We start from the raw sequence: 18,918 nt of genomic DNA on the forward strand, positions 1-18,918 counted from the left end.
TTTTTACCGGATGATGAGGACACGCCCTAGTATAATAATTGGATAAATTGTAGATTGGCCCCCTGGCCCAATACACTCTCTCTAGCTGTTCTGCAATTGACTGATTAAACGATCTTTTTCCAGCCAATGCCCATTTAGCCAGATTCTGAACGCCTCAAGGGTTTTTTCATCATTAAGGATATTATCGCCTCTGAACTCATTGGGAATGGCAATAGAACGAATACTGACTTTGATAGCCGAAATGCGGTGGCATAAAAAATCCCAGAGCGAATGTTGTTGATCCGGATAAACAATCGTGACATCCAGTATATTTTTAATTTGATTTCCCATCACACTGATAACAAAACCTATACCTCCCGCTTTGGGCTTCAGTAAATAGTCGTAGGGGGATTGCTGTGTAGTTTTTTTCTGACGGGTGAAACGGGTGCCTTCTACAAAATTCATAATGGTTGTAGGATGATGCTTGAAAACATCAAGCGCTTTACGGGTCGCTTTCAGATCCTGACCTTTTTTATGGGGATTTTTAGCAAGATAATCTTTGGAATAGCGTTTCATGAATGGACATCCCATAGCCCACCATGCAAAGCCAAGCAAGGGAACCCATTTCAATTGATCCTTGATGAAGAATTTAATCATTGGAATCTTGCGATTAAAAAGACGTTGTAAAACAACAATATCCAGCCAGCTTTGATGATTGGCAATCACAAGATACCAGTCCTTTTGGCGCAGGTTTTCCTCTCCAGTGATTTCCCATTGAATTTTCTGGGTTTTATCGATGTATAAATTATTAATATCACTCCAGTAAACAATAACGGCGTCAATCATTCTTGTGCAAAGAACTTTCCAGCGAAGATTGGGGATCAGCTTGAGTAATCCGATAAAAAGTACGGGAATAAAAAACAAAATGGTGGATACGATCAAGGTCAATACGGCAAAAACGCCACGAAGCTGCCCGCGCAATTTTTTATTTTCATTCATAAAACTATCCCTGATGAACGTTTAACCATTAACGAAGAGCCTGATTCATGTCTGCAATCAAATCCTCGATATGTTCTATTCCGACCGATAAGCGAACAAATCCGTCCACAATGCCTAATTCCTGGCGCTTTTCATAGGGAACAGACGCGTGGGTCATGATGGCGGGATGTTCAATCAGGCTTTCCACACCGCCCAGGCTTTCAGCAAGGGTAAAAACCTCGCAGCGTGACAGGAAGCGAACGGTTTCTTCCAGACTGCCTCGAACAACCATGGAAATCATGCCGCCGAAGTCGCGCATTTGTTCCCGGGCCAGCTGATGTTGGGAATGGCTGTTCAACCCCGGATAGATAACCTTGCTGATTTTGGGATGTTTTTCGAGCCACTGGGCCAGTTCTCTTGCATTTTCGCAATGGCGTTGCATTCTTAAAGAAAGGGTTTTCAAGCTGCGCAGCACCAGAAAACTGTCAAAAGGTCCCGCGATACCGCCGCAGGAGTTGTGTAAAAAAGCGAGGCGTTCGGTGAGCTCGGGATCATCGCCTGTAACGACTACTCCGCTGACCACATCCGAGTGGCCGTTTAAATATTTCGTGGCGGAATGGACAACGATATCAAATCCGCATTCCAGCGGTCGCTGGAGCCAGGGCGTGGCAAACGTGTTATCCGCAACAGTAATCAGATTGTGACGTTTGGCAATGCGGGCTATTTCTCTTAAATCAGCCAGTTTCAACATCGGATTGGAGGGGGTTTCCAGCCAGAGCATACGTGTTTCGGGGCGAATCGCTTTCTCAATGCTGTCGATATTACTCATGTCGACGAAAGAAAAGGATAATCCGGAGGTACGGGTTTTAACCTTGTCAAACAATCGATACGCACCCCCATAAAGATCGTCCATAGCCACAACATGGTCACCACAATTTAATAAATCTATGACGCTGTTGATCGCGGCCATGCCGGAGGCGAAAGCAAATCCGCGTTGACCTGACTCGAGATCAGCCACACAAGCCTCATAAGCGTTGCGAGTGGGATTTTGAGTACGGGAATATTCATAACCCTGATGGACACCTGGCGCGGATTGTTTGTAGGTGGATGTGGCAAAAATGGGCGTCATGACCGCGCCGGTACTCGGATCCGGGGCTTGTCCCGCATGAATGGCCCGGGTATCAAAATGTAATTTTTCCATAGAGTTAATCCTTTGCGTTAAAACTTGCCTGCAAAAAACCGCAAGTCGTTATATACTGTAAATAGTCATTAATTTCTTTATTTGATCATAAAGACTAAAGTTTGTTCACTTTTGTCCGTTATAGTGGTTGCAGGATATTCTAGTGAGGGATTCATGAGTAGGCAAGAAATAGACTACGAAAAAGTTGCCTCTGCAGCGGAAGATTTAAAAAAACGGGGTGAGGAACCGTCACTTACCAGTATATGTGAGGAGCTTGGGATTTTATCCCTGTCGCCACAGCTTTCCGCTTACCTGGAAAAATGGTACCACACCCAGCCGGAATTTCAGCGCACCATTTCTGCGCCGCTTTCCGAAAATATTCAAATCAAAACCAGCGAGGTTCTGGAAAAAAATCTCGAACTGGAAAAATCCCTGTCCCTGTTGCGGGCGACTTTGGAGTCCACGGCGGATGGTATTATGATGGTCAACGGCAAAGGCCAGGTTGTTGACTGGAATCAGAAATTTGTCGAAATGTGGCGCATCCCTTCCTATATGCTGGAGTCCGGTACGGAAAGTATTGGTTTCGAGTATATTCTTGAACAGCTAAGCAATCCTGCCGCGGTGGTTGCTGACGTACAGTATCTCTATGAAAATCCTGAATGGGAAGGGGAGTTACCGCCGCTGAATTTCAAGGACGGCCGTATTTTTGAGCGTTTTACACAACCCCAGAGAGTGGGTAATGAAATCGTCGGCCGTGTTTACAGCTTTCGTGATATCACCCAAAAGCGCATGGCGGATGACCAGTTACGGGTGCGTGAACGGGCTATTGAAGCAAGTACCCATGGTGTCGCCATTATCGATATTACCAAACCCAATCAACCTATCATTTATGTCAACAAATCATTCGAGCGCATTACGTCTTATGTTGAAAAGCAGACAATCGGTCAAAATCTAGCGCATATTTTAGGGCATAAGGCGGATCAGGTTAATCAGAAGCGGCTTGCCCTTGCTATCAGGGAACTTCGCGAAGAGACGGTGGAAATCGAGAGTTACAGGCGTAATGGAGAATTGTTCTGGTGCGAATTAAGTGTGGCGCCGGTCCGTGACTCCTTTGGTAAAGTCAAACATTTCGTTTGTATTATCAATGATATTACCCAACGCCGTGAAATGGAAAGACAACTGGTCAGGCAAGCCACCCATGACTCTCTCACGGAATTGCCTAACCGCGTTCTATTAATGGACCGGGTCGAACAGGCTATTTTACAGGCCAGGAAAAAGAATGCGATTTTAGCCTTTCTTTTCCTGGATCTGGATCACTTTAAAATGACCAATGATACGTTGGGACATAGTATTGGTGATAAATTACTGCAAGCCGTTTCCAACCGCTTGCTGATTGCCACCAATGATTTTGATACGGTGGCCCGCCTGGGTGGTGATGAGTTTGTTATTCTGTTGCAAGACATTACTTCCGAGCATCAGGCTGAAAATATGGCTCAGGAATTGTTACATATGATTGAGAAGCCATTTCAGATCGATCAGCACAGTTTAAAGGTCACAGGTAGTATCGGGATTAGCTTTTATCCCAAAGACGGCTCGGATTATGAGTCACTCATGAAAAACGCCGATTTATCCATGTATCATGCCAAGGACAGCGGACGAAACAATTACCGTATCTTTGAACAGGAGATGAACAGGCGGATCATTAATCACATGCAACTGGATAATGCCTTGCGCGAGGCGTTGAAACGCAAGGAATTCCATCTGGTTTATCAACCCTTGATTGATTTACGCAAAAACGAAATTATCGGTGTTGAGGCATTGATTCGATGGGAAAGTCATTTACTTGGCAACGTGTCTCCTATCGAATTTATCAGTATGGCCGAAGAAAACGGTATGATTATTGATATTGGCAAGTGGGTTTTGGAAGAAGCCTGTATGCAAACTATAAAATGGCATAAGGAAGGCCTCAAGGATCTTTGTGTCGCGGTTAATATTTCAGGGCGGCAATTTCGCCAGAGCCGATTAACGGATGATATTGCCGATATTCTCAAGAAAACCGGCCTTGAACCTAAATACCTTGAGCTGGAACTGACCGAAAGCTTGCTTGTTGATGATATTGAGCGGGCGGTTGAAACGATGCACCAGCTAAAGGACATGGGAATAAAACTGGTCATCGACGATTTTGGAACCGGTTATTCCAGTCTGTCCTATCTTAAACAATTTCCGGTTGATAAACTTAAAATTGATCGCTCCTTCATTAGCGAGCTGGTTCATGAGGAAAATGACGCAGCCATTGCCAGAGCTATTATCAACCTCGGTCATAGCTTGAAAATTGAAGTGCTGGCTGAAGGTGTGGAAACCGAGCTGCAAAAGGAATTTATTGTGAAGCATGGTTGTGATTACGCGCAGGGTTATTATTTTAAACCGCCAAATAAAGCCCCCGTTCTGAAAGAATTTCTGACGAACTATCCTGATATTAAATAATTACGTCCGCAAACAGCTATGTGATTTGTCGATTTTTTTTGTGTTTTTTTGACAACTTCTACTCTTTGCCTACGTACCGCGACTTGTTCGCGGTATCCTGCGGGATAACGTTCACTCGGATAATCACCTGCTTTCCTGCTACAGTATGGAATCATGAAACCCGCAATACGGTCGCAGCCCTCCTTTCGGGCTACCGTTCTAACCTGATATTAAATAATTACGTCTGCAAACAGCTATGTGATTTGTCGATTTTTTTGTGTTTTTTTGACAACTTCTACTCTCTGCCTACGTACCGCGACTTGTTCGCGGTATCCTGCGGGATAACGTTTAATCGGATAATCACCTGCTTTCCTGCTACAGTATGGAATCATGAAACCCGCAATACGGCCACAGGCCTCCTTACGGGCTACCGTTCTATCCTGATATTAAATAATTACGTCTGCAAACAGCTATGTGATTTGTCGATTTTTTTGTGTTTTTTTGACAACTTCTACTCTTTGCCTACGTACCGCGACTTGTTCGCGGTATCCTGCGGGATAACGTTCACTCGGATAATCACCTGCTTTCCTGCTACAGTATGGAATCATAAAACCCGCAATACGGTCGCAGCCCTCCTTACGGGCTAACAATCTTTTATAAAAAATGTCTCCCAGGTAACTACTACTGTTTCCATTTAATTTTGACAGGTTAATTGTCATTCCCGCGAAGGCGGGAAACCATTCCTGATGTGGCTCAGTGCTTGATTCAGTATGGATCCCCGCCTTCGCGGGGATGACAAAAAGACAAACATTCTGTGCAAGCCAACCTGTCAAAACTAAATGGAAATGGTACTACTCAGGTGTTTTTTCCGTCTATATTGGAAAATAGTCTGGCAGGTTCATGAAAATACCCTCGTGAAAAAACCGAATCCATGTTCGATAGGTATGATTATTGCAACACTTTAAATAGGAACTGAAGTACGATAATGGCTGACCGAAGGAAGCTTTGTGTTGGTTTATTGCCATGTAGTGATATTTGTAATAGGAGTGCAGGATGTATTGATGCGAGATAGGAGTTAATGAGTAAAAAGTAAGTGATGTCGGTTACAAGATGAACCCGTTGCTGTTGGATTCTTTGATTTGTATTGTCGTGACAGGAGTCCATGGGAGAATGGAAACTTGTGCGTAATGGAATGATTTATTGAACGGCGCACCTTGATGGAGGAGGTTCATGAAAAGCATAACCATTGTCGGTTCCGGGCTGGCTGGAGCATTGGCATCGATTTACATGGCCAAAAGAGGTTATGAGGTGGAATTGTATGATTCAAGGCCTGATGTGCGTATTGCGGCGCCGGATAGTGGTCGTTCCATTAATCTTGCCTTATCGTGCCGAGGCATTACCGGGCTCGCTGGAGCCGGATTAATGGATGAGGTGGAAAAAATCATGGTTCCCATGCGGGCAAGAGCCATTCATTCCGAGGATGGTGCCATTAAATATCAGGCGTTTGGCCGGCATGATGAAGAATATATCAACGCCATTCAACGCACGGAATTAAACGGTTTGCTTCTTAACGCCGCAGAGAAGATGCCTGGTATTCATCTTCATTTTGCAATGAAGTTAATCCGGCTGGATGTCCATGATAAACTGCTTCATTTTGAGAGCGGGGACGGGCAAAAGCAGACTATATCCTATCATCGTCTGATTGGAGCGGACGGGGCGTCCTCGCAAGTCAGGGAAACACTGGTGACGGACTCTCTGATCCATGCGACGCGTTCTTATCTGCCCCATGGCTATAAGGAGTTGTCGATAAGCAGACAACATCCGGAGAAACTGGTGCGAGAGCATTTGCATTTATGGCCGCGGGATTCCTTCATGTTACTGGGTAATCCCAACAAGGACGGTTCCATTACCGGCTCCCTGTTCCTGCCCCACGAAGGTAAAAACAGTTTTGCCGAACTGAGTGATGAAATCAGTCTGAAATCGTTTTTCAAACGGACTTTTGCCGATGTTTATGAGGAAATGCCTGATCTGGCCGGAGAGTTTTTCCATCATCCGACCGGACATTTAAGCACGATTCGGGCAGCACCATGGTATTACCAGGATCATTGTCTGTTAATAGGTGACGCGGCGCATGGTATTGTGCCTTTCTTTGGCCAGGGAATGAATAGCGCCTTTGAAGATTGCCGCATTCTCAACGAATTGCTGGATCGATACCATGACGACTGGCAGCAAGTCATGCCGGAGTTCTTCAAGGAGCGCAAGGAGAATACGGATGCCGTAGCGTCTATGTCCATGGATAATTATCACGAGATTCAAAGCGATATTCGTGATGAAAAATTCAATCTTAAAAAGCAACTGGAGCAAGAGTTAATGCATCGTTATCCGGAGCGTTATGTTTCAAAACACGTTCTGGTGATGTTTACGAATACGCCTTATGCCAAGGCAAAATTGTACGGTGACATACAGGCTGAATTATTACGTTTGATTTGTGAAAAAGTGAGGTGTATGGAGGAAATAAATTGGCTTCATGTGGATTATTTAATGGATCAATATGACAAAAAATTGGCGAATTTACACCTGATTTAAAAAAATAACTAAAAACCAACGCCAGGCGTAGTCAAAAATTTGTCAAAAACGGGTTTTCGAGGACATTTTTTTGTCGCTTCTCGAGGTTATGCTGTGAAAAATGAAAAATAATTGCCATGTTTGCCGCTAAAATAGATGTTTTTATGGTCATATTGTGCAAATAGTTGGCACAACTACTGCAACAGGTAAACTGTCCAACTAATAATTGCCTTGGAGGCAGCCATGAAAACCATACAAGCTTATATCGATTCCAAACAACAGGAATTTATGAACCATCCTTTTTTTGAAGTGCTGGAACAATTACAAAGTTTGGAAGAGATCAGTTATTTTGTCCCCGAATTAACTTTCTGGGCAATGACTTTTCAGGATATTCTTCGTTTAAACGAAGAACGTGTTACCGATCCTTACCTTAAAAAAGTCGCTCGTCACCATAGACTGGAAGACGCCGGTCATGAAAAATGGTTTTTGCATGATAAAAAATACATGAGCGCCGCCAGTCATGACAAGTCTTGTTCCAAAGATGATGTGGCCTGGCTTTATAGTAAGGAAACGCAATTAACTCGTGATGCTGCTTATTCAATTATGTCCGAAATCTATAAAATAGAGGATGAAGAATTAAACATAGCGTTACTTCTGACCCTGGAATCTTCCGGACATGTGTTTTTTGAAAAAGTTGTCAAGCAGGTTAAAAAGACAGGAGAAGATAAAAATCTTAAATATTTTTCCAGTTCCCATCTGGAAGTCGAACTGGCTCACGCTTTGTTTGAGGAAGAAATGGAACGTAAACTTTTTGAAAGAGAAGTTCCTGTGAACGTACGACGCGACGCATTAAAAATGATAGACAGATGTTATGATGCGTTCAACAAGATGTTCGATGGATTGATTCTTGCATGTAACAAACGTCTGGAATTGGCTCGAGCAAGGAATCAGCAAAATGCCGCAAACGAACCAGTGGAGTACGTCTCAGATCAAGCAGTGTGAACAGCAAATTGGACAAGCGATGCTCAGCGATGAGCATTCGCTTTTTTCTTATGGCCAGGATTTTGGTAAACTCGTTTCAGAAAAACCTCATGCGGTATGCGTTCCCGAAACCGTGAATACTCTGCAAAAACTTCTTCGCTTTGCCAATCAACAGGTATTACCGGTTGCTGTCAGGGGAAATGGTTTAAGTCAATGCGGCCAATCTCTGCCGGTGGCAGGCGGGCTGACCATTCACCTGGAACGGTTCAATCGGATTTTACAGAAGGATAAGGATTGCATCTGGGTTGAAGCCAATGCAAGCTGGGCTGATTTGTTGGCCGTTTCCCTGCAAACCCTGCAGGCGCCTTATGTTGTTCCCTACAATTGTAACCTTTCGGTTGGCGGTGTCCTCTCGGCTGGCGGGGTTGGCGCTTCATCATTTAAATACGGGAGCGTTGTGTCGCATATCAAGGCGTTGGAAGTGATCACCGCCGATGGGGAAAAACAGGAGGTGGATGAGACCTCGGAATTATTCCGGGCCTGTCTTGCCGGGCAGGGGCGGTTCGGAGTGATCAGCAAAGCCTGTGTCGGATTACGGCCGTGTAAAAAAATGGTACGTACGTATTTTCTTGTTTACCTGGACAAAGAGCAGTGGTACTGCGACCTGCAAAAATTAAAAAAACATGCCGATGGCATAGAAGCTTTTTGTACTCCGGCAATACAAGGCGCAAAACAGACCGACAAGGGACGGATTCCTTTTGCACAGTGGTTATACGCGCTGCATTTATCCATAGAGTACGATGAGCGGCCTCCTGAGCTGAACGACTTGGATGAGCCGCTTCGTCCCTGGAAGATTCTTCATAAGCAGGATGAAACCATAGACTCCTATTTTCATCGCCATGATCCTCGTTTCGCAGCCATGAAACTTATTGGCCAGTGGGAACTGCAGCATCCCTGGTACGAATGTTTTATACCGGCTAATGTATTGTTTAATGATCTTGAGGATATTTTGCAGACGTTGCCGGTTCATTACGCGAATGTGGTGCAAGTGGTTCCATTAGCTGATTTTCACGAGGGAAGAGACGGTTTTTTGATGGTGCCGGCCGCGAGTGAGATTTTTGCCGTCATGATTTTAAATCCCGGAGTTCATCCGGCGTTGTTACCGGCTTGCCTTGCGGTTATGAAGACCCTGGATAGTCGTTTTTTAAGCGCCGGAGGGAAACGTTATCTGTCAGGATTTCTTGGTGAGGAGATCTCGGACGAATATTGGCGTAATCATTATGGTTCCAGCTACCAGAAGTTGAAGAAACTGAAAGAGAAATATGATCCGAATCAAATATTCCGTTCTCATTTGCATCCGTTTTAAACGGATTTGATTGGTTTTATGGGGCATTATCCCCGCATTACGTCTTCGCCTTCATGACGGGCTACAAGGCACTTTGCACGATTTGTTTATAAAGGGGCGGTAGCCCGCAAGAAGGCCTGCGGCCGTATTGCGGGTTTCATGGGGGAATTATCCCCGCTACAACGCACAGAACCTGGTATTGTTTCCATGTAGTTTTGCAAGGTGGTGTTGAACATTGTGATCTATTTTTTGTCATCCCCGCGCAGGCGGGGATCCATTTTCATAATGGTACGGCGCCACCAGATAGATGGATTCCCGTCTGCGCGGGAATGACAGAATCTTGCAAAATTACATGGAAACAGCATTAGGATTTCATCGGTTTGAACGTCATTAAGGAAAATATACTGTCCGTTTTATAATGATTCAGGTAAGTAAAACCCGATGGCTCAATCTGTTTTTGCCATTCTTTCAAGGTACGTTGCCGGCCCCCGAGCAACGCCATCATGACGATATCCATGGTTTTGTTCGGGTGAGGAAAATCGCTTTCCGGCATAACCTGCTCGGCGATCAGAAGAGTCGCGTCCGAAGGCATCTGGCGGCGGCAGTTACTCAAAATTTCATTCATCATTGTATCGTTAAAATCATGAAGTACCCCCTTAAAGATGTAAGCTTCTGCCCGGGGTATGGTTTCAAGAAAATTGCCGCCTACGAGTTGTACCTGTTTCGGGAATGTGTCGTTTGCCAGTTGTTGAACGACTGCGTGGCTATCAAACAGGATCACATCAATATCCGGATATTTCCTGGCAATGGATTTAACCAAACCACCCCGGCCGGCGCCCATATCTATCAGGCTGGAGAAGGATGAGAAATCAAACGCTTCGGCAATGGCGTTGTCATCGTAGGTGGACAGTTTGGCCATGCCTTTGTCAAAATTCGCCTGTTTTTCGGGATGTTTGCTTAAAAAACTGAAAAAATCATCGCCATGCTGCTCATGAAACGCTGGATCACCCGTTTTTAAACTGGTATCCAGGCGGGAAAAGGCCTGCCACCAACACTCATCGACCATACAAAGAACATCCCGGATGGAATGAGGGTCGTCATCGCGTAACGGTTTGGATAATTCAGTCAGGGAGTACAAAGAGTCGGCTTGGTGATGGAATATCCGATAGGCGCTGAGAAATCTCAGAAGCCTGTCCAGCAACTCCGGTTTTGCTCCCGTCGCTTCGGCAAGTTTTTTTACACTGACCGGCTCCGATGACATATAATTGGCAATACCCAGTTTGGCAACAGTGTGAATGGCACGGGAGACAACATACCATCGGGACATGGTGGCAAGTTCAACATGAGGTTGTGTTTGAGATTCCGGCATGTTGCAATTCCTTTTGAAGTTTCTTGGGGATGGTTAATAATATCGTCTATTATGAGTCTAGTGTATTGAAATTTTAAGTGCAAAAAACAGCATGAAGATTGATTTTTTATCTTTTTGGTCTCCGAAAGAATACGATAAAAAAATTGCCGTGGCCGTTTTTTTTATTTTTCTAGTTTTGTTTCTATGGCAAATGCTCGATATTTTTCAAGCCGTCGAAACGGATACGCCTTCAAATACCCCGACACGCGTGGAGCAAGCCGGAATCTCTGTGAAATCACCGTTGTTTACCGCTTCCCTGTTCGGAGAGTACATTCCCGTAAACCTGAATGACGGCGATATCAAACAATCCATGCTCGATGCTGAAATAGTTGGTATTATGTATTCGAGCCAGGAAAAAAATTCGCAGGTTCTGATTCGAATTGGCGGAGGTGAGGAAAAAACCTATGTCGTTGGTGATAAACTGCCAGGAGGGGCGATTATTAAACGTATAAGCCCGGATAGTGTCGTGGTTTTGCATAATGGCTCGCTTGAAAGTCTGAGCCTGCCTAAAATTAAATTGCGCTTCGAAGAGCCAGCGAAGCCACTATTTAAGGAATAATGTGTATGCGGATTGTTTTTCGGTTAATCCTGTCTGTACCGCTCATGTTGTGCCTGTCCTCTTGTGTCAATTATACCAATTTGTATGAAGGCATCGCTTCCTTCAAGGTTCAGCAATATCGCTCGGCTTTTATTCATCTGAAACCGGAAGCTGAAAAAGGACAGCCGGACGCGCAATACGCCGTTGGTTATATGTATTATTACGGGCAGGGTGTGGTTGAAGATCGTAAAAAGGCATGGTACTGGATCAACAAGGCGGCCAACGCCGGTCAGCCCGATGCGTTGGAAGCGCTTAAAATTTTAAACGGGCCAAGCCGACCGGTGCGTTTAAATAGTCGTTAATGGTTGGCGCTGATTAAAATGGACAGGATGTAGCTGCAGTAAATCAGGATCAAAAGAACGCCATGCCAGCGGGTCAGTGCTTTTTTGTTGCGGTAACTGAACCATAAAAGCACGAGAGTCGTTGCAAACATGACTGGAATATCCCGCCATAATACCGCATGGCTGATTAAGGCCGGATGAATAATTCCCGGAAAGATCATAACCGCCAGAAGATTAAAGACATTCGCGCCAAGGATATTGCCGACCGCTATATCATCCGCGCCCTTGACGGCGGCCATGACAGAGGTGATTAATTCCGGTAAGCTGGAACCGATTGCAACCAGTGTCAAACCGATAACCAAATCGCTAACCCCGAAATTTTTGGCCAGAATAACACTGGAGCTAATAAAATATTTGGTACTGACGGCCAGGATGAGAAATCCCAGAATAAAGTGCACCGTGTGTATTTTGACAGAACGTTTTTGTAGCCAGGCCTGTTGAAAGTCCAAAGCCACCCGATTTGTTAATACGGATCGCCGTGCTCTTAGCAGCAGATAGCCGAGTAATCCGATACAGGCTAAAAGAAACAGGCAGCTGTCCATAATGCCCAGATAGCCATCCAGCATCAGTGAGTAGGTAAACAGCATAACGAGAAATAGCAGCGGATACTCCCTTCGCAACAGGGAGGATTGCATTTTCAAGGGTTTTATCAGGGCGGTAAGGCCAAGAACAAGGCCGATATTGGCGATATTGGTTCCTATGACATTACCAATGGCAATATCATTTAACCCGTCCATTGAAGCGTTTATCGCAATCATAATTTCCGGTGCGGAGGTGCCGATGGCTACCAGGGTAAAGCCAATGAGAAAGGGCGGCAGACGATAATAAAATGCGATGCCGGAAGCCCCGCTTACCAGGTGGCTGGCTGACCATAGCATGGCAGCAATACTCAATATCAATATGAATATGTTATACATTTCTTCCCTCAAGCATGATTAACCGATAATACTGGATTTGAGTATCAATACAAACAGGCGATGATTTTCTTGTTCAAAAACTTCACAAATTGTGCTCTGCGTGGTATGATTTTGTCCGGATAACATTCTTACGGTTTCAATTCAAGCAGCTTAACCATCTGTTGATGAAAAGGCCAGCGCTTAAAGCGTTTAATTTTGGTGTGGGATAAGTGTATGGAGCCTGAAACCAAATCGTTTGAAAATATGGTAGTGATATTATGTTAGGTAAACCATTTCAACTGTTGCAAAATCGAGCGTTTGGCTTTTTTACGCTCAGTTGTCTGCTTGCCATGTTTGGCAACGGTTTGACCTACATTATTATGGTCTGGGCTTTGATGCAATTTAGCACGTCTGTTGTCTCAACCGCACTTTTGATGACCTGCTTCTGGCTCCCTAACGTGGTGCTTGGGCCTTTTTTTGGCGTTATTGCCGATCGTTGTAATCGCAAGCATTTGCTGTTGCTGGCTAACGGCTTGAGAGCCATGTGTTTATTCGGGTTTGCCTGGTTGGCGCAAAACCACATGACGGCATGGTCCATTTATGCCCTGGCTGCTGTTATCGGAACTTTGCTGGCGGTTTATATTCCGGTGGCGATGACATTTGTCCGGGAGTTGCTGGCTGAAAAGGATTTGCTCTACGGTAATGCCGTGGTGGATATAGCCTATGAGATAGGCGCGGTTTTAGGGATGGGCAGTGCAGGTTTTATTTTGGCTACCACGTCCTCGTCCGTTTGTTTTCTGATCAACGGGGTGTGTTATCTGTTGGCCATGTTGCTGATTGTTAATATAAAATACCGCCGCAACACACGAGCAGTTGACGACAGGGAGTCGTTATTAACCCAGTTCATGGAAGGTGGGCGCTATATATTGCGTAATACCCCGCTTTTGCTGATATACCTTGTTCAGGGGCTGTTCTTTGTATGTATGATGACAGCGCCGGTTTTACTGGCTCCCTATGCAAAATCCGTATTGCATAGCAATGTCCGTGAATTCGGCTGGCTTGAGGCAATGCTTTCCCTTGGTATTATAACCGGTGGTTTTATCAGCCCATGGCTCGCTTCCCGCTTTACCATATATCGGGTTATTATGCTGCAGGTAGTTCTGGGGATGGTCTCATTTTATTGTTTCAGTCATACTCAGAGCAGCCAAAGGGCGATATTTTATCATTTTTTAATAGGTTATTCTTTCTCCGCATGGGCGTTATTGACTACCCTTGCCCAGGAAATGACTGCTCTGGAATATCAGGGCAGGGTGCAATCGCTTTTTAACAGCGTTTCCGGTGTCGTTATTATTATTTTTTATTATATTCTGGCGCACTGGAAAAACGTAACCATCGCCCGCCTCTATCTGGGAGAAATCGGATTATTATTATTTGCGGCAGGATTTCTGGTGTTAATGACGTTTCATTCCGGTCATCGCCGCACGGATTAGTATTACAGTTGTATTTTGAAAAGGATCCCTGTTTATGTACTCATTTTTGCTCATTGATGGTCATCTTTGCGCAGGCGGAGATCTATTTTAACGTGGATAGATTCCCGATTTCTCGGGAATGACAGAACTTACCATTGTAGTACTAGCAATTGATTGAGGATATCCCGGGTTGGCTTGGCGAGCGCAAGACGGCTGGTTTCTGCCAGTTTGAACCATTTTCCGGTCGTTTCCCTAATCACCGGTGTATCAGCCAGCATGGTTTTAACTAACCGGGCCTTAATATGAAGATGAAAATGGCTGAATGAGTGTTTGATCGTCATAAAATCTTCAATACACGGATTTTGAAACCCGAAATTCCGGTCAAGATACGCCGCAGGATCATGATCGATATTCAGACTTGGCAGACACCACAGACTACACCATAGTCCGGTTGGCGGATTTTTTTCAAGATAGACATGCTGATCCGATCGGTATAATAATAAAAACTGTTGATGTTGTACCGGCCGTTCTTTTTTAATTTTTTTAACGGGGTAGTTTTGTGTCTCGTTCGCCAGAAACGCGAGACAGGTTTTTTGTAACGGGCAATGATCACAATGGGGATTTTTCAGGGTGCAGCACGTTGCCCCCAGATCCATAATGGCCTGGGTATAGTCGGCACAGCGTTGATCCGGCATGCAGGAAAAAGCCAGTTGCTGCAATCGTTTTTTCACCAGACTTTTTTCCGGCCAGCCATCTACCAGAAAATAGCGTGCCAGAACCCGTTTGACGTTGCCGTCTAAAATAGCCGCTTTACGCCCGAACGCCTGGGAACTGATAGCGGCAGCTGTAGAAGGGCCAATGCCCGGGAGACGAATCAGTTCATCCGCTTCCTGCGGGAATTCCCTTCCATAGTCCCGGTAGATAATTTGTGCGGTTTTGTGGATATTACGGGCACGGCTGTAATAACCGAGACCGGACCAGAGAGCCATAACGTCGTCTTCAGGGGCCTTGGCCAAAGAGGTCACATCGGGAAAACGTAGTATGAATCGGTTGAAATAGGGGATGACGGTTTGAACCTGTGTTTGTTGCAGCATGATTTCCGAAATCCATACCCGATAGGCGCTGCGGGGATGCTGCCAGGGTAAATCCTTGCGGCCATGCTGATCGAACCAGGACAGGAGAGGCGTACTGAAATGTTCTTGTAAATTCTCTGACATAACCATGTTTTGTTGCCATTTCATTTTACGGCTGTAATTTCTGGATGCGATCAGTGTATAAGCCTTATTAGTGAAATAACGTTTTTAACTGTTGTTTTATATCCTTGACCGGTTTGGCAAGGGTTTCCTTAAGCCACATTCGGGTCAGCAGGGGTGTCATTTTCTTCAGGTTTGGAATGACCATCAATTGATTCAAGGTCCCTTTAATAAGGATTGGGAAGCTTCCACCCATCATATCCTGAATTTTATCCGCTTTGTCATTATTGAAAGAGACCTTGGCCTGGATCTGAGATTGAACGGCGTAATCGTTCAGATTAAATTGGCCATTACCATTTAATTGCAGCCTGTTTGTTTGCAAGATAAACATATCGCTAAACACCGTGTCTTTGTCAAGACGGTACTGCAAGGTTAACAATTTAAAAGGTGTTTCTCCGTTGTAGTTCATTGGTGCGTCAAGTTGAGCCAGGTCCAATTCCTGTTGCGGATTTATGTTCCTGATTTTAAGTAAAGTACCAATTTTATTATTGATTTCATCTATGACTTTATTAAAGTCAATAGTAAGCAACGTGCCATCCCGGATGGTAAAATTACCATTGGCGGTGGTATTGCTCTGCCAGTCCGTGTTTTGCAAATCCGTCAGGGTGTGCAGGGAGAAATCAAGACTTCCCTGCAATAATTTTTTCCCGGTGAGATTTTGTATCAGTTTGCCGCTGTTTAAATTGGTAGCCGTTTGATTGATAGCCAGTTTGTGCTGGGTGGTGTCGTAGCGGAGATCGCCTATGGATTCCCCATGATACAAACTGACCGTCAGAGGGTTTAATTGCGCGATGCCTTTTTTTAATTCCGCATTACCTTTTAGTCGGTCAAACCGGAACGTTTTTAACTCCGTATCCTGCAAGGTTAACTGTCCCGTCATAAATAATGATTTCAGGGCGTTTTCCGGGTTATGCAACAATCCTGCGGGCAGTTCAACCCGGCCTTTAAAATTCACTCTTGATTTAGCCAGTCGTTGCTGCAGTCTGGTTACGTCGAGCTTGCCTTTTAACTGGAAAGGAAACGACTGCTGTTGTAAATTCAATTGCTCGGCGCCAAGCTGCAAACCGGAAATCGTCATCCGGGTCTTTTGGCGTGTCCAGATAATCTGTCCACGGCTCAGCATAAGCCGCGCTATTGCAAACGATTTGGCGATATTCTGTTTTTCCTTTTGGGGAGCGTGATTGACTGGTTTGGATGTTGCCTGGGAAGGTTTGGCGTCGGAATTGATCCGAATTTTAAATCCGTCCACTTTCAACTCGCTAAATTCAAGTTTGCCTCGTAGAAGCGGCGTTATATTAAGATTAAACAACAATTTGTCCAGAGTCATGGCAAAGGGTGCGTCCCCGCCGATGTCACCAACCTTGATCGATGTGATTCGGACTCCTGGCCTGGGAAACAAATGCCAGCTGATATCCCCCTCAACGCTGCTTTTTTGCGCTGTCAGCGTAGTAAGTTGTGAGTTCACATAGTCTTTTATGACTTCGGGTTTGATTGATTTGGCAATAATCCAGAGGGACGTTACAAGAATAGTCAGAATAAGTAAAAGACCAAGCAGCAGTTTTTTCAGGAATGTCATGAAAACCGACTTCAAAGATAAAAAAGACCAAGCATATACTTTACTATGAACCTGTCAAGTGTTCAAAATTAATTTCTTGTGTTTTAAATTTGATAATAAATCAGGCCTGTCGCCATGAGATTTACCGATCCGGGGAGACAGGACAAGATATTGTTTAGCAGACGCAGTAATTATCGTGAATTTAAAATTTCCATTATATCTTGCCATCAAATTATTTTAGCGTTAATCTGATAGTCTTCCCTTGAAAAAATTCAGGAAGACAAGACGTTTATATTGCTTTTTAAGTTGTGCTCAGGATGAGTCAATTAAAACAAGGAGGGCGTCATGCAACCAAGTCAGTGGGAAGTTATCATTCTTAAACCGACCAAGGTCTTTTTATCTTTCCTCGCCTCTCAGCTCAATGACAGTAATTTGCCGGATCTTGGATTATTACACGTCGATAATACGGCTTATGTTATTCCAAAGCAGAATAGCGATGAAGCCACTTTAAATGAAATTGAACGACATTTTACAACCATGTTCCGGCATGAGATTTGCCGTTGGCTGGGTAACGATGCTCGCAATGAGATCGAAGGCAGCTTTCTGGATTTTTTATGTTGTTTTAAATTTGAGCTTCATTCCCAGATTGTTCTCATGGAAAAAAATCTGAGCGAAGGCAGGCAGCTATTACGAATAAAGCCACGTTCCGTACTGTTAAAATGGATGAAATCGGCCGTTGAGGACGATCGTGAGCTGTCTGATGTTCTGGAAAAAATTAATATTACCCATCTGTCGGAAAATGCGACGGTTGTTGTGAAAAATTTTGAACACCTTGGTGAAGTAAAACCCTTTTTAAAGCATTACTACAAGCCTATTTTTGAAGCGGAAATGCTGCGTATGTGTGAACGCCAGGAACAATGGCCGGCGGTTGACTCCTATCAAACATTCAGTCGTTATTTCGCTGTGGATATTCACACTCAATTGATTCATTTGCACTAGGGAGGTTGAGTTATGGAACCTGTCACTATAGCTATAATCTGTGCGTCGGTGTTTGGTGTTGTTGGTATTCTGGCCGCCTTTATTCGGCAATTACTGTTAAGTCGGGATAAAAATCTTAATGATCAGGCGCAACAACGGGCACTGGATCAGGAAGCGAGGGAGCTGGAAAAGCTGCGACTGCAAATGTCCAGCAACAAGCGCTTTGACTCACATTATCAGGTACTGGGATCCAATAAGGAGGCGATTCAGTATCTTGATCAGAAAATAGACGAAATACTGAGAAAAAAAGAAGAATTGATTCAACGCTATGCGCAAGTTGCCTTGAAAGAGTCATCGTCGATAGTTTCCAATGGGCCGGTGCAGACTCGCAAGGATGCCTGTGATGAATTGAAACAGGAAATAAGCAAGGAACTTGCGCGCTATGACGGGGAACTGGAAAAATTACAAACAAGGCGGGCTTCCTTGTGGGACAATCATTTCGAATTGCAGAATTATCTTCTTGAGCAGGAAAAACAGCGCAACGAGCATATGGATTCCATTTTTGAGCGTCATTCAGGACTGCTGGAAAAAATCTATTTACGTCATAACCATAACAGTGAAAATATTGCCAAACAAACGATTGATTCCTCAACCCAGACTTTCAAATCGGCCTTAATGGCACCCATTGAATTCCTGTTGGGATTTTTTAAAATATCAACTGGTATCAACCTGGAGCAGAGCAGTAAGGAAAAAGAAACCAGGCAGGATGTTTCGGATACTGAGTCGGATATTAATGATCTGGAAGATGATACGGACTCCATTGATTATGACGACGGCTGGTCCGATGATGAAACGCTGGAGGATTATCGTAAAAAATGGATCGAATCGCCCGCTTGATCAAGGATTCCATCCAATTTCGTATTGAACGG

The 18,918-nt window shown here is 44.5% G+C and carries 15 protein-coding genes; 9 read left to right on the top strand and 6 right to left on the bottom strand.

Annotated features, from left to right (window positions below; translation table 11 throughout):
* Positions 1-81: 81 nt before the first annotated feature.
* Together CKW05_RS05950 and CKW05_RS05955 are read right to left on the bottom strand one after the other, a co-directional pair.
* Positions 82-978, bottom strand: a complete 897-nt coding sequence (locus tag CKW05_RS05950) for an acyltransferase (protein WP_058483624.1) — start codon at positions 976-978, stop codon at positions 82-84.
* A 28-nt stretch (positions 979-1,006) separates the two neighbouring features.
* A complete protein-coding gene (locus CKW05_RS05955) occupies positions 1,007-2,158 on the bottom strand; it encodes a trans-sulfuration enzyme family protein (protein WP_058483623.1) in 1,152 nt (383 codons plus the stop codon).
* Between the two features lie 153 nt (positions 2,159-2,311).
* Here CKW05_RS05955 and CKW05_RS05960 point away from each other — a divergent pair, with 153 nt between their 5' ends.
* From CKW05_RS05960 to CKW05_RS05980, 4 genes are all read left to right on the top strand, one after another.
* Positions 2,312-4,621, top strand: coding sequence for a sensor domain-containing protein (locus tag CKW05_RS05960; RefSeq protein WP_058483622.1), 2,310 nt, complete (start codon positions 2,312-2,314; stop codon positions 4,619-4,621).
* Between the two features lie 1,209 nt (positions 4,622-5,830).
* The gene (locus tag CKW05_RS05970; protein WP_058483620.1) at positions 5,831-7,186 is read left to right on the top strand and encodes an FAD-dependent oxidoreductase; all 1,356 of its coding nucleotides are present in this window, start codon (positions 5,831-5,833) and stop codon (positions 7,184-7,186) included.
* Between the two features lie 222 nt (positions 7,187-7,408).
* Positions 7,409-8,167, top strand: a complete 759-nt coding sequence (locus tag CKW05_RS05975) for a hypothetical protein (protein ID WP_058483619.1) — start codon at positions 7,409-7,411, stop codon at positions 8,165-8,167.
* Complete coding sequence (locus tag CKW05_RS05980) at positions 8,121-9,512, top strand: FAD-binding oxidoreductase (RefSeq protein ID WP_058483618.1); 1,392 nt, start codon at positions 8,121-8,123, stop codon at positions 9,510-9,512. The genes CKW05_RS05975 and CKW05_RS05980 overlap by 47 nt, the downstream gene beginning before the upstream one ends.
* A 343-nt stretch (positions 9,513-9,855) precedes the next feature.
* Here the strand turns inward: CKW05_RS05980 and CKW05_RS05985 are convergent, their stop codons facing one another.
* Positions 9,856-10,860 (bottom strand): methyltransferase, encoded by a 1,005-nt coding sequence (locus CKW05_RS05985; RefSeq protein ID WP_058483617.1) that lies wholly within the window; start codon positions 10,858-10,860, stop codon positions 9,856-9,858.
* 91 nt (positions 10,861-10,951) lie between these two features.
* On the opposite strand from CKW05_RS05985, the gene CKW05_RS05990 reads away from it, so the two are divergent.
* A complete protein-coding gene (locus CKW05_RS05990) occupies positions 10,952-11,458 on the top strand; it encodes a type II secretion system protein N (RefSeq protein ID WP_058483616.1) in 507 nt (168 codons plus the stop codon).
* Positions 11,459-11,463: 5 nt separating this feature from the next.
* Positions 11,464-11,799 (top strand): tetratricopeptide repeat protein, encoded by a 336-nt coding sequence (locus CKW05_RS05995; protein ID WP_058483615.1) that lies wholly within the window; start codon positions 11,464-11,466, stop codon positions 11,797-11,799.
* Here the strand turns inward: CKW05_RS05995 and CKW05_RS06000 are convergent.
* A complete protein-coding gene (locus tag CKW05_RS06000) occupies positions 11,796-12,755 on the bottom strand; it encodes a calcium/sodium antiporter (RefSeq protein ID WP_058483614.1) in 960 nt (319 codons plus the stop codon). The genes CKW05_RS05995 and CKW05_RS06000 overlap by 4 nt on opposite strands.
* 257 nt (positions 12,756-13,012) lie before the next feature.
* On the opposite strand from CKW05_RS06000, the gene CKW05_RS06005 reads away from it, so the two are divergent.
* Positions 13,013-14,224, top strand: coding sequence for an MFS transporter (locus CKW05_RS06005; protein WP_058483613.1), 1,212 nt, complete (start codon positions 13,013-13,015; stop codon positions 14,222-14,224).
* A 128-nt stretch (positions 14,225-14,352) separates the two neighbouring features.
* Here the strand turns inward: CKW05_RS06005 and mutY are convergent, their stop codons facing one another.
* Together mutY and CKW05_RS06015 are read right to left on the bottom strand one after the other, a co-directional pair.
* Positions 14,353-15,444, bottom strand: a complete 1,092-nt coding sequence (gene mutY, locus CKW05_RS06010) for an A/G-specific adenine glycosylase (RefSeq protein WP_231950703.1) — start codon at positions 15,442-15,444, stop codon at positions 14,353-14,355.
* Between the two features lie 43 nt (positions 15,445-15,487).
* Entirely contained in the window at positions 15,488-17,032 is a 1,545-nt protein-coding gene (locus tag CKW05_RS06015; RefSeq protein ID WP_058483612.1) for an AsmA family protein, read from the bottom strand.
* Between the two features lie 324 nt (positions 17,033-17,356).
* Between CKW05_RS06015 and CKW05_RS06020 the strand changes: the two genes are divergently transcribed.
* Together CKW05_RS06020 and CKW05_RS06025 are read left to right on the top strand one after the other, a co-directional pair.
* Positions 17,357-18,010, top strand: a complete 654-nt coding sequence (locus CKW05_RS06020; RefSeq protein ID WP_058483611.1) for a hypothetical protein — start codon at positions 17,357-17,359, stop codon at positions 18,008-18,010.
* 12 nt (positions 18,011-18,022) lie between these two features.
* The gene (locus tag CKW05_RS06025) at positions 18,023-18,886 is read left to right on the top strand and encodes a hypothetical protein (RefSeq protein ID WP_058483610.1); all 864 of its coding nucleotides are present in this window, start codon (positions 18,023-18,025) and stop codon (positions 18,884-18,886) included.
* Positions 18,887-18,918: the final 32 nt, after the last annotated feature.

Origin of the sequence: Legionella spiritensis (assembly GCF_900186965.1) — a bacterium.
Lineage (GTDB): Bacteria > Pseudomonadota > Gammaproteobacteria > Legionellales > Legionellaceae > Legionella_C > Legionella_C spiritensis.